This window comes from Pseudomonas sp. IT-232MI5, assembly GCF_949767845.1.
Taxonomy (GTDB): domain Bacteria; phylum Pseudomonadota; class Gammaproteobacteria; order Pseudomonadales; family Pseudomonadaceae; genus Aquipseudomonas.
This window is the reverse complement of sequence record NZ_CATKQE010000022.1, coordinates 348,105-361,940: the sequence shown is the minus strand read 5'-3', so window position 1 is coordinate 361,940 and position 13,836 is coordinate 348,105. Positions and strand designations below refer to the sequence as shown.

The 13,836-nt window shown below is 58.8% G+C and carries 13 protein-coding genes; 7 read left to right on the top strand and 6 right to left on the bottom strand.

Going from position 1 to position 13,836, the window contains the following annotated elements; translation table 11 throughout:
• Positions 1–14: 14 nt before the first annotated feature.
• From ACM6JQ_RS15025 to ACM6JQ_RS15005, 5 genes are read right to left on the bottom strand one after another with little or no spacing between them, the layout of a single operon-like run.
• Positions 15–1,037, bottom strand: a complete 1,023-nt coding sequence (locus tag ACM6JQ_RS15025; protein ID WP_007919474.1) for a polysaccharide biosynthesis/export family protein — start codon at positions 1,035–1,037, stop codon at positions 15–17.
• 21 nt (positions 1,038–1,058) lie between these two features.
• Complete coding sequence (locus ACM6JQ_RS15020; RefSeq protein ID WP_095111617.1) at positions 1,059–1,706, bottom strand: CpsD/CapB family tyrosine-protein kinase; 648 nt, start codon at positions 1,704–1,706, stop codon at positions 1,059–1,061.
• Positions 1,706–2,452, bottom strand: coding sequence for a sugar transferase (locus ACM6JQ_RS15015; protein WP_007919478.1), 747 nt, complete (start codon positions 2,450–2,452; stop codon positions 1,706–1,708). Before ACM6JQ_RS15015 ends, ACM6JQ_RS15020 begins: the two co-directional genes overlap by 1 nt.
• Before the next feature lie 18 nt (positions 2,453–2,470).
• Positions 2,471–3,508, bottom strand: coding sequence for an NAD-dependent epimerase (locus ACM6JQ_RS15010; RefSeq protein WP_007919479.1), 1,038 nt, complete (start codon positions 3,506–3,508; stop codon positions 2,471–2,473).
• Positions 3,505–4,857 (bottom strand): UDP-glucose dehydrogenase family protein, encoded by a 1,353-nt coding sequence (locus ACM6JQ_RS15005; protein ID WP_095111616.1) that lies wholly within the window; start codon positions 4,855–4,857, stop codon positions 3,505–3,507. Before ACM6JQ_RS15005 ends, ACM6JQ_RS15010 begins: the two co-directional genes overlap by 4 nt.
• A gap of 386 nt (positions 4,858–5,243) precedes the next feature.
• Here ACM6JQ_RS15005 and ACM6JQ_RS15000 point away from each other — a divergent pair, with 386 nt between their 5' ends.
• The 7 genes from ACM6JQ_RS15000 (at position 5,244) to ACM6JQ_RS14970 (ending at position 12,606) form a co-directional block, all read left to right on the top strand.
• On the top strand, positions 5,244–6,941 hold the full coding sequence (locus tag ACM6JQ_RS15000; RefSeq protein WP_414894101.1) for a sulfatase-like hydrolase/transferase: 1,698 nt from the start codon (positions 5,244–5,246) through the stop codon (positions 6,939–6,941).
• Positions 6,942–7,140: 199 nt separating this feature from the next.
• Positions 7,141–7,794 carry an ABC transporter ATP-binding protein gene (locus ACM6JQ_RS14995; RefSeq protein WP_414894100.1) on the top strand — a complete coding sequence of 218 codons (654 nt, stop codon included), beginning with the start codon at positions 7,141–7,143 and terminating at the stop codon, positions 7,792–7,794.
• Positions 7,791–10,262, top strand: coding sequence for an FtsX-like permease family protein (locus tag ACM6JQ_RS14990; RefSeq protein ID WP_414894099.1), 2,472 nt, complete (start codon positions 7,791–7,793; stop codon positions 10,260–10,262). Before ACM6JQ_RS14995 ends, ACM6JQ_RS14990 begins: the two co-directional genes overlap by 4 nt.
• A complete protein-coding gene (locus ACM6JQ_RS14985) occupies positions 10,252–11,319 on the top strand; it encodes a lipocalin-like domain-containing protein (protein WP_414894098.1) in 1,068 nt (355 codons plus the stop codon). Before ACM6JQ_RS14990 ends, ACM6JQ_RS14985 begins: the two co-directional genes overlap by 11 nt.
• A 166-nt stretch (positions 11,320–11,485) precedes the next feature.
• Positions 11,486–11,728 (top strand): hypothetical protein, encoded by a 243-nt coding sequence (locus tag ACM6JQ_RS14980; protein WP_414894097.1) that lies wholly within the window; start codon positions 11,486–11,488, stop codon positions 11,726–11,728.
• 10 nt (positions 11,729–11,738) lie between these two features.
• Positions 11,739–11,936, top strand: a complete 198-nt coding sequence (locus ACM6JQ_RS14975; RefSeq protein WP_007919492.1) for a hypothetical protein — start codon at positions 11,739–11,741, stop codon at positions 11,934–11,936.
• 85 nt (positions 11,937–12,021) lie between these two features.
• Entirely contained in the window at positions 12,022–12,606 is a 585-nt protein-coding gene (locus tag ACM6JQ_RS14970) for a hypothetical protein (RefSeq protein ID WP_042704991.1), read from the top strand.
• Between the two features lie 341 nt (positions 12,607–12,947).
• Here ACM6JQ_RS14970 and ACM6JQ_RS14965 read toward each other — a convergent pair whose 3' ends face one another.
• Complete coding sequence (locus tag ACM6JQ_RS14965) at positions 12,948–13,751, bottom strand: glycosyltransferase family 2 protein (protein WP_102902789.1); 804 nt, start codon at positions 13,749–13,751, stop codon at positions 12,948–12,950.
• Between the last annotated feature and the right edge of the window lie 85 nt (positions 13,752–13,836).

The window sequence follows — 13,836 nt, the reverse complement described above, 5'->3', positions numbered from 1 at the left end:
CGTTCACCTGAGAGTCAGTTGTCACTGCCTTTGTTGTCGACGCGGTAGCCGAAGCTGAAACCCACGCCCTGGAACAGCACCACATCGGCCAATTGGCGGGCGAGTTCGCCGGCGCTGGCCAATTTGGTTTTCGGTACGTAAAGCATGTCGTCCGGTTGCAGGTAGGCGATCTGTGGCGCATCGCCCGACAGTGCTTTCTCCACGTCGTAGTTCATGGCCTGCACCTGATTGCCGTTGCGCCGCATGATCACCACCGAATCGAGACGCGCCTTGACATTGGTACCGCGCGCCAGGGTCAGCGCCTCAAGCACCGACACCGGCCGGCGGATCGGGTACGAGCCCGGTTGAGCGACTTCGCCGAGTACGTAGATCTCGTTGCCGGCGGTGGATTTCAGCAGCACATCCACAGTCATCCGTCCCGGCAATTGCGCGTACTTGCTATTGAGGAAGGTTTCCAGTTGATTGACCGTCATGCCTTGCAGCGGCACAGCGCCGATTTCCGGAAAACTCGCATAGCCATCGGTGCCGACGGTGATTTCGCGGCTCATGCCGGTGGCCGGGTGGTTCAGCGCGCTTTTGAGGTTCTGCTCGTTGCTCAGCGGGCTGAGAATCTGCACCGAGAGCTGATTGCGGTTGGGCTGGAACAGCTGCTTGCGTTGATAGGCGCGCTGGATTTCCTGCCGCGCCTCGTCGCTGGTCAGCCCGGCGATTTTCACCGAGGTGTTGGCGCCCGGCAGTTCGATGGTGCCGTCAGGCAGCACCAGTTGCGTGCCGTTGAGCTGACTGGCGGCGGTGAAGTTCAGGCCGATCTGGTCACCCGACTGCACGCGGTAAGCGTCCGAGCCACTGGTACTGATGTGGAAAATCACATCCAGCACATCTTTCGGGCGCAGGGTCTGCTCGACCCTCGGCATGTCAGTGGCCTGCGCGTTGGCCGGTGTGGCGGTGAGGATATTCACCGGCATGTTGCGGGTTTCGGAATTGCTGGTGCAGCCTGCAAGCGGCAGCAACAGCAGGACAAGCATTTTGGCGTTCATGGCGTCATCCTTTGCGTTCGCTTACAGGTTTTTGTAAAGCCATTTGGGCATGTAGTACTTGCGCCGGTTGAACACGCTACCGACCACTTTTGCCCCGGCCTGGGTCAGGCGTTGCACGGCGGCCTGGGCGACTTCCCAACGGGTGTCTTCGGCGCGTACCACAAACACCACGCCGTCGACCTGAGTGCTGATCACCAGCGTGTCGGCGGCGGAGTACACCGCGTCGCCGTCGATCACCACGAAGCGGTACTGGCTGCCCAATTGATCAAGCAACGGGCTCAGACGCTCGGCGGTCAGGTGCTCCAGGGTGCGGATTGGCCGGCCGTTGGGCAGCACGTGGAACGGCAGGCTCGAGACCTGCACCACACAGTCCTGCAACAGCGGCGGTTTGTCGGGGTTGAACAGCAAGTCGCGCAGGCCGCGCTCCTTGCTCAGGTTCAACTGCTGGGTGAGGTTGTCGGCCGACTGGCTGGCGTCGACCAGCAGCACTTGGCCGCTGCTCATTTGCGCCAGTTGGCTGGCCAGCGCCAGGGCACTGGTGGTGGTGCCGGCGCCGGGGTTGGCGGCGGTCAGGAACAGGATCCGCAGATCGAGATCCAGCACGGTCGAGGTCAGGTTCGATTCGCTGGGGGTGGCGATGCTCAGGCTTTTATTGGTTGAACCGTCCATTAGCTTGCTCCGTGGCCGCTGAATACTTTGAAGGGGGTTTTCAACAGAATCTTCAGATCAAGCAGAAGGCTCTGCTCGGCGATGTAGCTGAGGTCCAACTCAACGCGCTGGTCGAAGTCGATATTGCTGCGTCCGGAGATCTGCCACAGGCCGGTCATGCCGGGGTAGATCGCCAGACGCGCGAGGTGGTTGTCCTTGTAGCGGTAAGCGTTGAACGAGGTCGGACGCGGCCCGACCAGGCGCATGTCGCCGGTCACTACATTGATCAGGTTGGGCAATTCATCGAGGCTGGTGCGCCGCAGGAAACCGCCGATGCGGGTGATGCGCGGGTCGTGGTCGATCTTGAAATCGATCGCGTCGGCACCGTGTTTGTTGAGGTGACGCAGCGACTCTTTCAGTTCTTCGGCGTTGGCCACCATGGTGCGAAATTTGAACATGCCGAATTTGCGGCCGCGATATCCGGTGCGTTTCTGCACGAACATCACCGGCCCGGGGCTGGAGAATTTGATGACCAGCGCCAGACCCAGCAACAGCGGCGAGATCAGCACCAGGATCAGCAGCGCCCCAAGGCAGGCGACCACCCGATTGGTGCGTGACAGTTGCCATGGCCGACCGCCGTCGCGGCCCGTAAACCAGCCGCGACCCTGGCGATGAATCGCCGCGTCGAGACGCATTCGGTGCTCGGGATCCACGCGCTTGTCGCGGCGCATTTCTTGGATCGCTACACTTTTCTCATGTCCAGTCATGGAGTCCTCCACATTCATTCAGCCGCGAACGGCGCGTGGGCGATAGGCAGTGGGGTAGTAGTCGCGGAACCAGGCGATAAAGCATCCGAGTCCCTCATCCAGCTCTATCCGGGGCTGAAATCCGGTGGCCTGAGCCAGGTCGCTGGCCTCGGCGCAGGTGTTGAGTACGTCGCCCGGTTGCAGCGGCAGCAGCTCGACAATGGCTTTCTGGCCGAGGTGCTTTTCCATCAGCGCCAGATAGGTCTTGAGTTCAACCGGATGCTGCCCGCCGATGTTGAACAACCGCCACGGTGCCATGCTGCTGGCCGGGTCGGGTTGCTTGCGATCCCATTGCGGATCGGCGTGCGGCGGGCGGTGGGTGAGGCGAGCGATGCTTTCGATGATGTCGTCGATGTAGGTGAAATCGCGCTGGTGTTCGCCGTAGTTGAACAGCTTCAGCGGCATCCCTTCGCTGATCGCCCGGGCGAACTGGATCGGCGACATGTCCGGCCGGCCCCAAGGCCCATACACGGTGAAAAAGCGCAGGCCGGTGCAAGGAATGCCGAACAGGTGGCTGTAACTGTGCGCCATCAGTTCATTGGCTTTCTTGGTCGCGGCGTACAGCGACAGCGGATGATTGACGCCGTCCTGCACCGAGTACGGCGTGTGCTGGTTGGCGCCGTACACCGAACTCGACGAGGCGTAAATCAAATGCTCGACCGGGTGATGCCGGCAACTCTCCAGAATGTTGAGGAAACCGTTCAGGTTGCTGTCCAGATATGCCCGTGGATTTTCCAGCGAGTAGCGCACCCCGGCCTGCGCCGCCAGGTGAATCACCACTTGCGGACGTTCGCGGACAAACAGCGCTTCGATGGCCGAGGCATCGGCCAGGTCAACCGTGGCGAGCTGGAAATCGCCGACCTGCTCACGCACCCATTGCACGCGATCGTGCTTGAGTTGCGGGTCGTAGTAGGCGTTGAAATTATCCAGACCGACCACCGAGTGTCCGTCGCGCATCAGCCGCAGCACGCAATGGGCACCAATGAAGCCGGCCGCACCGGTGACCAAGACCTTCATGGCCGTAGTCCTTCAGGCGCAATGTGACGTAGACCGATGCCGCTGTAATGCAGGCCGGCGGCCGCCACTTGTTCCGGGTTGTAGAGGTTGCGGCCGTCGATGATCACCTTCGAACGCAGCTTTTCGGCGAGCAACTCGAAATCGACCACGCGGAAGTTTTTCCACTCGGTGCAGATCACCAGGGCATCGGCGTCTTCCAGGGTGTCGTCGCGGGTGGCGCACAGGTGCAGGTCATTGCGGTAACCGTAGAGGCGCCGGCATTCGGACATGGCTTCCGGGTCGTAGGCCTGCACACTGGCACCCTCGGCCCACAGCGCATCCATCAGATAACGGCTCGGTGCTTCGCGCATGTCATCGGTGTTTGGTTTGAACGCTAGACCCCATACAGCAATCGATTTACCCGCCAGGCCTTGCGGGAACTGTGCTTTGAGTTTGCTGAACAGGATGTGCCGCTGCAGGTCGTTGACGTCGGTGACGCTGCGCAGCAGTTTCAGCGGCATGCCGTTGTGTTCGGCGGTGTGCAGCAGGGCGCGCAAGTCTTTGGGAAAGCACGAGCCACCGAAGCCGCAGCCCGGATAGATGAAGTGGTAGCCGATGCGCGGATCCGAACCGATGCCTTTGCGCACCGCTTCGATGTCGGCACCGAGCAGTTCGGTGAGATTGGCCAACTCGTTCATGAAACTGATGCGCGTGGCGAGCATGGCGTTGGCGGCGTACTTGGTCAGTTCGGCGCTGCGGTTGTCCATGAACATCAGTTTTTCGTGGTTGCGGCAGAACGGTGCGTATAGCTCGCTCATCTGCTCGCGGGCCGCGTCGTCGCGGGTGCCGACGATGATCCGGTCCGGACGCATGCAGTCGGCGAGGGCGCTGCCTTCTTTGAGGAATTCCGGGTTGGACACTACCCGCACTTGCAGATCAGTCTTGCCGCGGCGCAGCAGTTCGCTGTTGGCGGTAGCCAACACCTGATCAGCCGTGCCCACCGGTACCGTGGATTTGATGATGAGGGTGCGGTCAGCTTCCATATACGAAGCGATTTGCCTGGCGACGTTGAGCACGTGGCTGAGGTCGGCGGAGCCATCCTCATCGGCCGGGGTGCCGACGGCGATGAAAATCAGCTCGGCATGCTCGACCGCGTCGCTGGCCTGGGTGCTGAACAGCAGACGGCCGGCCTTGATGTTTTCCTCAAGCGTGCTGGACAAACCTGGCTCGCTAATGGGCGGCACCGCTTGTTGCAGTTGTTTAATCTTGTTTGGGTCAATGTCCACGCATAAAACGCGATGACCGACATCTGCAAGTGCGGCGGCTTGTATAAGTCCGACATAGCCAGTGCCAAATACGCTCACGTCCATCTGCGCACCTCAATAACACCAAAAGTTAACTACGGAATGAGATTGTTAAAGGGGTATAGCGCAGCGTTTGAAAAGCGTGTCAGCAAAATGACATGTTGCATCTGTATAACACTTGAGCATTTTTTGGCGATTGGCCATCAAGTCATTGCTGCGATTGAATTTGTTGCTTTTGTGCAGATTTGTTCAGATTTTAAATAAGCGATAAACGGTCGTAAGCCGCTAATTTAAAGGCTTGTAGCGTCTTGGTTGTGTCAGATTTGAGTCACCGTTTTTTTGACGCTTTCTATAAAAAACAGTCAATTCTTGCGCTTTGATGGCCGGGTGCTAGTGTCAGGTTCTGACTGACAAACCTTTGACTCCCTGCCGTTTGCCCGATCGGTATCGCCATGTTCAGATATGCCAAAGAATTGTTCTTAATTGTTTATTTGTTGATTTATTCCGAATATTACATTGATCGGTTAAATGCTATCGGCTTCAGTTTTGCTGTACTTCTTTTTGGCGCGATGTTTTTGGCGCTTACTTTGGCGTTATATCTAATGGCGTATATAAGGCAGACTCTCATTCGCCACGTGTTCGCATTGGCAATGTTTGTCTCGGCAGTGTTTTTCGATGTCTATACCCGGGTCACGGCGGATTACCTGACCTACAGCGGTTTCGTCTCATTGGTTTACTCCGGCGGTTTCATCCAGGAAGCGGCGTACCAGTACCGGGACGCGCTCCTGCGTGGCGTGCTCAGTGGTTTGCTGTTGCTGTTCGGCATCGGTCTGAAGCCCCGCCATGGGTTGGCGGTTCCCAACGCTTTGCGTGTGGCGGCGCCACTGTGTGGTGTGCTGCTGCTCAGTGCGGTGCTGTTTTTGCGTGCGGGTGAGGGCGCGCGCGGCTTGCCGATCATGTACACGCCGCTGGCCTACCTCAATCTGTTTGCCTATGAAGCGCTGCACAACACCGTCGGCCCGCGCGAACCAGTGACGCTGGCGCGCACCTCACAAGCCGTCGGGCATGACATCGTGCTGATCATCGACGAAAGCATCTCCGGCAATTACCTCGACATCAACGCGCCGTTCGGTGTGCACAGCAACCTCAAACAGGCGCGTCCCGGCGTCGATGTCTTCAATTACGGCTACGCGGCGTCCATCGCCAATTGCAGCGCCGACACCAACGTGACCCTGCGCTATGGCGGCACCCGCGCCGACTACATGCGCATCAACAGCACGCTGCCGTCGATTTGGCAGTACGCCAAGAAGGCCGGTCTGCGCACCGTGTACATCGACGCCCAGCGCACCGCCGGCAACCTGCAGAACCTGATGACCGAAACCGAGAAGAAGGACATCGACCAGTTCGTGCAATTCGACCAGACCAGCGTGCGCGATCGCGACATGGCGGCGGCAGCGAAGCTGATCGAATTGCTCAACGATGACCAGCCGGAGCTGGTGGTGATCAACAAGGTCGGCGCGCACTTCCCGGTGCATGACAAATACCCGGATGCGTTCATGGCCTACCGCCCGACCTTGCCGCGCGGGCAGTTCACCGAGGTGGCCGATACCGGCGAGCGCAACGGTTTCAATGGTCAGCCTGATGATTGGGTGCTGTACCGCAACGCCTACAAGAACACCGTGTTGTGGAATGTCGGCGAGTTCTTTGCGCGGGTCTTCGCTCAGGGCAATCTGAACAATGCGTTGCTGATCTATACGTCTGATCATGGCCAGGATTTGCATGAGCGCGGTAATCCGGGCTTGAACACTCACTGCGGTGGCGATCCAGTGGAGGAGGAAGGATTGGTGCCGCTGGTGGTGATTCAGGGCAGCGATCTGAAAACGCTGGACTGGTCGGCACAACTGGCGGCGAACAAGGATCGTTCCAGTCACTACAACATTTTCCCGACGCTGTTGCAGTTGATGGGCTATGACCTGACGGGGATCGAAGCTGTTTATGGCAAGCCACTGAGTGTCGCGACGGCGGATGAATTTACCTTCAACTACCGCTTCAATGCGCGGCTGGGGGCCAAGCCTGAGTGGAAGCACATTGATCTGGGCAGCATTGTCACGCCATCGCAGGCGCCGGCGAGTGTCGCGGCTGGTCAGTAAGTTTAGAGTTGGCAGGACTGGCCCCATCGCTGGCAAGCCAGCTCCCACAGTGTTTTAGGGTGAATTCAATATTTGTGAACAACCTCATTCCCTGTGGGAGCTGGCTTGCCAGCGATGAGGCCATAGAGTTCACCGCAAGATGCAGCTCTGTCACCGGCATCCGCTATCCTTGCCCCACACTGACCGATCAGGTGGCGGCATGCTTCGTGTTGAAAACGTCTTCAAAAGCTATCTCACCCCGCAAGGCCCATTGCCGGTGCTGCAAGGCGTCGACCTGACGCTGGAATCCGGCAGCAGCCTGGCACTGATGGGCGAATCCGGCAGTGGCAAAAGCACCTTGCTGCACCTGGTGGCCGGCCTCGACAAAGTCGACAGCGGCAGCATTCGCAGCGGCGAGCATCGATTGGAAACGATGAACGAGGCGCAACTGGCGAATTGGCGGCGCAGCGAAATCGGCCTGGTGTTCCAGCAGTTCAACCTGATCGGCAGCCTGCGCATCGAAGACAATCTCGCTTTTCAAGCGCGCCTTGCCGGGCGTCATGAGCCGCGTTGGCAGGCGCATCTGGTGCAGCGTTTGGGCCTGGGTGATTTGCTCAAGCGTTATCCCGAGCAACTTTCCGGTGGTCAGCAGCAGCGGGTCGCGTTGGGCCGGGCATTGGCCTCGCAGCCGAAATTGCTGTTGGCCGATGAGCCCACCGGTAGCCTCGACGAAACCACCAGCGACGAAGTCCTGCGGCTGTTGCTGGAATTGCTCGATGACACGCCAACCACTTTGTTGATGGTCACCCACAGCCCGCGAGTCGCGGCCCGATTGGCGCAGCGAGTGGTGTTGTCCAGTGGACGGCTGACGTGATCGTCTTTGCGCAAACGCTACGCGCGTTGCTCAGCCATTGGCGGCGTCATCCGGTGCAGTTTTTCAGTGTGCTGACCGGGTTGTGGCTGGCGACCAGTCTGTTGACTGGCGTCGAAGCGTTGAACAGTCAGGCGCGCGACAGCTACGCGCGGGCCAGCCAATTGATCGGCGGTGAACCGCAGGCCAGTCTCAGCACACCGAACGGGGCGACTTTTGCGCAGCAATGGTTCGTTGATCTGCGTCGACAGGGCTGGCCTGTGTCACCACTGCTGCAGGGTCGGTTGCTGCTCAAGGGCCATGAAGATCAGCGCCTGCAACTGATGGGCATCGAGCCGGTGTCATTGCCGGCCGATTCCGCAGTGGCCGGGCAGGCGCTGCCGATTGAGCGTGTCGTCGAGTTTTTCACGCCGCCGGGCAGTACCTGGATTTCACCGGAAACCTTGCAAGCGCTGGGTCTGCGCGAAGGCGACACGCCGCAAACGGCTAATGGTCTGCGATTGCCGCCATTGCTCGCGCAAAAGGACATGGCGCCCGGCCTGTTGCTGGTCGACATCGGCGTCGCGCAGACCCTATTGGAACAACCCGGGCAATTGTCGCGGCTGTTGTTGCCCAAGGATTTTCACGCCGAGTTACCCGCCGTGTTCAAGGGGCAGTTGCAGCTCAAAAGCAGCGGCGAGGAAAACAATCTGGCGCGACTGACCGAAAGCTTTCACCTGAATCTCGATGCGCTGGGATTTCTCTCGTTCGTGGTCGGCTTGTTCATTGTCCACGCCGCCATCGGCCTTGCTTTGGAGCAACGGCGCGGCTTGTTGCGTACGCTGCGCGCCTGTGGGGTCAGCGCGCGAATGCTGATTTTTTGCTTGATCGTTGAGCTGGGTGTGCTGGCGCTGATCGGCGGGCTGTTCGGCGTGATCAGCGGTTATTGGTTGGCCAGTGTCTTGCTGCCGGATGTCGCCGCCAGCCTGCGCGGTTTGTATGGCGCCGAAGTGGCGGGGCAGCTGCGCCTCAGTCCGTGGTGGTGGTTCAGCGGCATCGGTTTGAGCCTGCTCGGCGCGTTGCTTGCCGGGGCCAACAGTCTGTTGCGCGCCGCCCGTTTGCCGTTGTTGGCCGTGGCCGATCCGCAAGCCTGGCACCAGCAATATGCTCGGTGGTTGCGTCGACAAGGCTGGCTGGCGGCAGGGTTGGTTTTGATTGCGTTGGCGGCGTTGATCTGGGGCGACAGTCTGGCCAGTGGTTTTGTCCTCATGGCCGGGTTGCTGATCGGCGCGGCATTGGCGCTACCGGTGTTGCTCAGCGCGTTGTTGAATCAGTTGCTCGGGCGCAGTCGCTCGGTGCTCGGTCAGTGGTTTCTCGCCGATTGCCGCCAGCAACTGCCGGCACTGAGTCTGGCGTTGATGGCATTGCTTTTGGCGCTCGCTGCCAATATTGGTGCGGGCAGCATGACCGCCGGTTTTCGCCAGACCTTCAACGACTGGCTCGAACAACGCCTGAGCGCCGAGCTGTATATCAACCCGAGCAATCCGGCGCAGTCGCGGGAAATGTACAGCTGGCTCAAGCAGCAGCCGAATGTTGCGGCGATTCTGCCCAACTGGCAGGTCGCGGTGACGTTGCAAGGCTGGCCGGCGGAAGTGTTCGGCATCATCGATCACGCGCATTATCGCCAGCACTGGCCGCTGCTTGATGCGATGGGCGACGATCCGTGGGCACATCTGGCCACGGATGATGCGGTGATGCTCAGCGAGCAAATCGCCCGGCGCCTGAAATTGCACGTGGGTGAAAATGTGGCGATTCCGACACCCAACGGCACTTGGTCGCCGCGCATCGTCGGCATCTACGCCGACTACGGCAATCCCAAGGGGCATTTGCTGGTCAGTATCCACCACCTGCTGCGCGGCTGGCCGCAACTGACGCCGAACCGTTTCAATCTGCGCATCGAGCCGCAGAGCATCCCGGCGTTGTTGATTAGCTTGCAGGCGCGCTTTCAACTGGAGGACAGCCGCATCGTCGATCAGGCGCGGCTCAAGGGCTGGTCGGTGCAGGTTTTCGAACGCACCTTTGCGGCGACAGCGGCGTTGAACAGTCTGACCCTGGCGGTGGCGGGTGTCGCGCTGTTCATCAACCTGCTGACGCAGAGTCAAAGCCGCCTCGGCCAACTCGCACCGCTATGGGCGTTGGGCGTAACGCGGCGGCAATTGATGCTGCTCAATCTTGGTCAGACCTGGCTGTTGGCGGTGCTGACGCTGGTGTTAGCGTTGCCGCTGGGGATCGCGCTGGCGTGGTGCCTGGATGCGGTGATCAACGTGCAAGCGTTTGGCTGGCGGCTGCCGTTACGGGTGTTTCCGTGGCAATTGCTGCAGTTGATGGGGTGGGCGTTGCTGGCGACGTTGCTGGCGTCGGCATGGCCGCTGTACTCGCTGTACCGCACGCAACCGGCGGACCTGTTGAGGACGTTTGCCCATGAGGATTAACCTCGTTGTGCTGATGGTTTTGTTGTTGCTCGGTGGTTGCGATCAACCGGCGCCGGAGCAAAAGGGCTTCGCCGGGATGGGCGATCAGGCGTTGGCGTTTACGCCGGTGGTGCCGGGCCGGGTGTTCAGTTTTCCGGCGGATCACGCTGTGCATAACGGTTTTCGCATTGAGTGGTGGTACGTCACCGCCAATCTCAAGGATCAGCAGGGTAACGAATTCGGCGTGCAGTGGACGCTGTTTCGCAGTGCATTGAAACCAGTGGCGGAGCAGGCTGGGTGGGCTGATCAGACGATCTGGCTGGGGCACGCGGCGGTGACTTCGAGCACGGTGCATCACGCCGCCGAACGTTACGCCCGAGGTGGAGTAGGGCAGGCGGGTGTGCGGCTGGCGCCGTTCGAGGCGTGGATTGATGATTGGCGGTTTGCCAGTCAGGCGCAGGATCCGTTGAGCGACCTGCAACTCAGCGCTCGCGACAAGGGTTTCGCCTATCAACTGCACCTGACGTCCAGTCGTCCGTTGGTGTTGCAGGGGGACAAGGGTTTCAGCCAGAAATCCGAAGAAGGTCAGGCGTCGTATTACTACAGTCAGCCGTTTTTCCAGGCCAGTGGTACGTTGCAGATCGACGGCCAGAGCTACACCGTCAGTGGCCCCGCGTGGCTCGATCGGGAATGGAGCAGCCAGCCACTGACCGCCAATCAAACCGGTTGGGACTGGTTCTCCCTGCACCTGGACAGCGGCGAACACGTGATGCTTTACCGCATGCGCCAGAAGGACGGCGCGCCGTATCTCACCGGTACCTGGATTGCTGCCGATGGCCACACGCAAACCCTGAATAGCTCGCAGATCCAGCTCAACCCGCAAGACACCGCGAAAGTCGCTGGCCGGGTTATGCCGGTGAAATGGACGATCAGCATCCCCGACAAACACCTCGACATCAGCCTCGACGCGCTCAACCCCAACGCCTGGATGAACCTGCGTATCCCGTACTGGGAAGGCCCGGTGCACACCAGCGGCAGCCATCCCGGCCGGGGCTATCTGGAAATGACCGGGTACTGAAAGGTATCCGCAAATCCCTGTAGGAGCTGCCGAAGGCTGCGATCTGTTGAGGTTGCTTTTAAGACCAACATCAAAAGATCGCAGCCTTCGGCAGCTCCTACAATGGATCGGTTTGAACTCGGCTTACTGTGTTGTCCTCTACAGAAAAACCTGTCGAGGATTTGCCATGAGCGACGACCTGCAACCCCCAGACATGACCACCTGGCAGCGTCTGTTTGATGACCGGACCTACTGGCAGCAATCCCCCGACGCGCATTATTTCGATCTGCAACGCATCGCCGATGACCTGCTCGGCCAGGGCGCCATCGATCTTGAGCAATGGCAGATCCTGCGCGCCAAAGCCGACGACCTGCACAAGGATTCCCCCGCGATCAACGTCACCCGTGAACTCGACGACCCCAAAGCCTGAGGACACCCCAATGAAACCGATCACCCAAGGCGAACACCCCGACGAACCCCGGCCACCGGGCGAAACCGAACGCGACAACGACGCCCTGCGCCCCACCGACCCGAAACAGCGTGAAAACACTGGCAAAGGCACACCCAGCGGCGAGTCCACCGCGCAGGACACCGCCAAACAACAGACCTCCTCGACACAAACCAAAGCCAAGCCCTGAACAGCGTCTATGCTCAGTGGCACGTTCGTCGCCGAAGCCAATTCGGCGCCGGGCGCTGCCATTCATCACAGGGAAAGTAATGCATATGAAGCTCGACGCACTGGCCAAGGCCATCACCCTCGCAACCGTACTGTCCGCCACCAGCTTCGGCGCCCTGGCTGCCGATATTCCGCTGTCCGCCACTGTTGAAGCCGATCAGGTCACCACCAAGGTGATCTCCGTCGATGCCGCCAACCATCAGGTTGTGCTCGAAGGTGCCGAAGGCAAGCCGGTTCATGTTCAGCTCAGCGACAAGGCGAAAAACCTCGCCAATCTCAAGGCCGGCGATCAGGTCAACATCCAGGTACAGCGTTCCGTCGCCGCCTACCTCGACACCGATGTGGATAAAGGTCTGCCTGGCACCACCGAACGTACCGGTGAGTTGCGTAAGGCCCCGGGCAGCGATAACCCCGGTGGCGAGGCGTATCGTCAGGTTCAGGTGCAATTGAAAATCACCAAAATTGATTTGAAGACAAATCAGGTGACCCTGCAAAACCCGGCGGGCGTGTCGAAAGTTCTCGACGTGAAAAAGCCTGAAATTCAAGCCAAACTGAAAGATCTGAAAGAAGGGCAGAGCGTTATTGTCACTTACACCGATATCTTGAAAGTGACCAGTCAACACGAAAGTTGAGTATTAGCTCTACAGAATGATTGTTCTTGTACAGGTTTATGTATGAGAACAATCATATAAAAAAGTCTGTCGGAAGTTTCCCGGTAAATATCGGTGGTACACACTTTTTAACTTTCTGGTACATAAATTTCATGTTTAAGCATGAGGACATATCTGCCAACTTCCATTAAAATCCCTCCCGTTCGCCCAGTGTCAGGGCTCTTTACCGGTGCATGGATTGCCAGGCCATTACACTGGGCGAACACCTCTACGGAGTAGTTGTATACAATTTCTGCAAACAAAAAGGGCGACTTTAAAAGTCGCCCTTTTTGTTTGCGGTGGATTAAACCGAGATTTGCACGTCAGGCTTGCTGCTCTTGAAAGCGCTTCAGCGTGGCCTGATACATTTTTGTCCTGCGGTGATTTTTCCCGTAGGTGCCCGCCGCCGCGACGGTGCCTGCCTGGATGTGATCCAGATAGCTGAAAATCTTGCGCGGTGATAGAAACTTGATGCCATAGCCCAGGCTGCTCATTCGATCTTGCAACGTGTAGCCGGGCACGAGGTCATCCATGCAGAAGTGCAGGCCTTGGGACTTCATCAAGCGCGCATTCCACAATGTGCAGAAACTTTTCAGATGCGTTTCTTTGTACGGCCTTGGCATTTTCGAACGCATACCCAGACGCACTTTCGCTTTACGAACATAGTGCTTGCAGAAACGCGAAGTTAAACGCCAGGTATCACGCACAATCCCGCGATTGAGTTGTTCGACACAACCGACTGCAGCCATGTCCGGCGTTTTCGTGCACTCGCGCATCATCATGGCAAACACTTCCTTGTCATAGACAAAGGTGTCGGTGTGCAACAGAAACAGATAATCGGTGTCGACTTTTTCCAGTGCCAGATCCAGTGCTTTACCGTGCGCAATATGGCCAGCTTCCTTGCCCGGCGAAGGCCGTTCGATCAAGTTGATCCAGTCGAGCGAACGCAAGTAATCGAGACTGGCATCCGCCGAATCGTTATCCACCACCCACACCGGAATGCGTTGCTCCTGAACGTGCTCACGCAAAAGCTCAAGGCACATTCGGGTGATGTCCGGGGTTTTGTAATTTACCAAGACAAGGCTGAAATTCGACGCTGGCTGGGTTGGTAAATCAAACGCTTTCATGTCGGAAGGGCTCATCTGCGATTCAAAGGCAACAGGGTTTCTTGGCCGCGATCGTAGCGAGGCAACCTTAGTCGAACCTTAATTT

What these genes read in the sequence shown, in the direction of transcription:
- ACM6JQ_RS15025 (WP_007919474.1), bottom strand. Translation starts at nt 1,037, where the DNA reads ATGAACGCCAAAATGCTTGTCCTGCTGTTGCTGCCGCTTGCAGGCTGC.
- ACM6JQ_RS15000 (WP_414894101.1), top strand. Translation starts at nt 5,244, where the DNA reads ATGTTCAGATATGCCAAAGAATTGTTCTTAATTGTTTATTTGTTGATT.
- ACM6JQ_RS14975 (WP_007919492.1), top strand. Translation starts at nt 11,739, where the DNA reads ATGAAACCGATCACCCAAGGCGAACACCCCGACGAACCCCGGCCACCG.
- ACM6JQ_RS14980 (WP_414894097.1), top strand. Translation starts at nt 11,486, where the DNA reads ATGAGCGACGACCTGCAACCCCCAGACATGACCACCTGGCAGCGTCTG.
- ACM6JQ_RS14965 (WP_102902789.1), bottom strand. Translation starts at nt 13,751, where the DNA reads ATGAAAGCGTTTGATTTACCAACCCAGCCAGCGTCGAATTTCAGCCTT.
- ACM6JQ_RS14985 (WP_414894098.1), top strand. Translation starts at nt 10,252, where the DNA reads ATGAGGATTAACCTCGTTGTGCTGATGGTTTTGTTGTTGCTCGGTGGT.
- ACM6JQ_RS15015 (WP_007919478.1), bottom strand. Translation starts at nt 2,452, where the DNA reads ATGACTGGACATGAGAAAAGTGTAGCGATCCAAGAAATGCGCCGCGAC.
- ACM6JQ_RS15005 (WP_095111616.1), bottom strand. Translation starts at nt 4,857, where the DNA reads ATGGACGTGAGCGTATTTGGCACTGGCTATGTCGGACTTATACAAGCC.
- ACM6JQ_RS15020 (WP_095111617.1), bottom strand. Translation starts at nt 1,706, where the DNA reads ATGGACGGTTCAACCAATAAAAGCCTGAGCATCGCCACCCCCAGCGAA.
- ACM6JQ_RS15010 (WP_007919479.1), bottom strand. Translation starts at nt 3,508, where the DNA reads ATGAAGGTCTTGGTCACCGGTGCGGCCGGCTTCATTGGTGCCCATTGC.
- ACM6JQ_RS14995 (WP_414894100.1), top strand. Translation starts at nt 7,141, where the DNA reads ATGCTTCGTGTTGAAAACGTCTTCAAAAGCTATCTCACCCCGCAAGGC.
- ACM6JQ_RS14970 (WP_042704991.1), top strand. Translation starts at nt 12,022, where the DNA reads ATGAAGCTCGACGCACTGGCCAAGGCCATCACCCTCGCAACCGTACTG.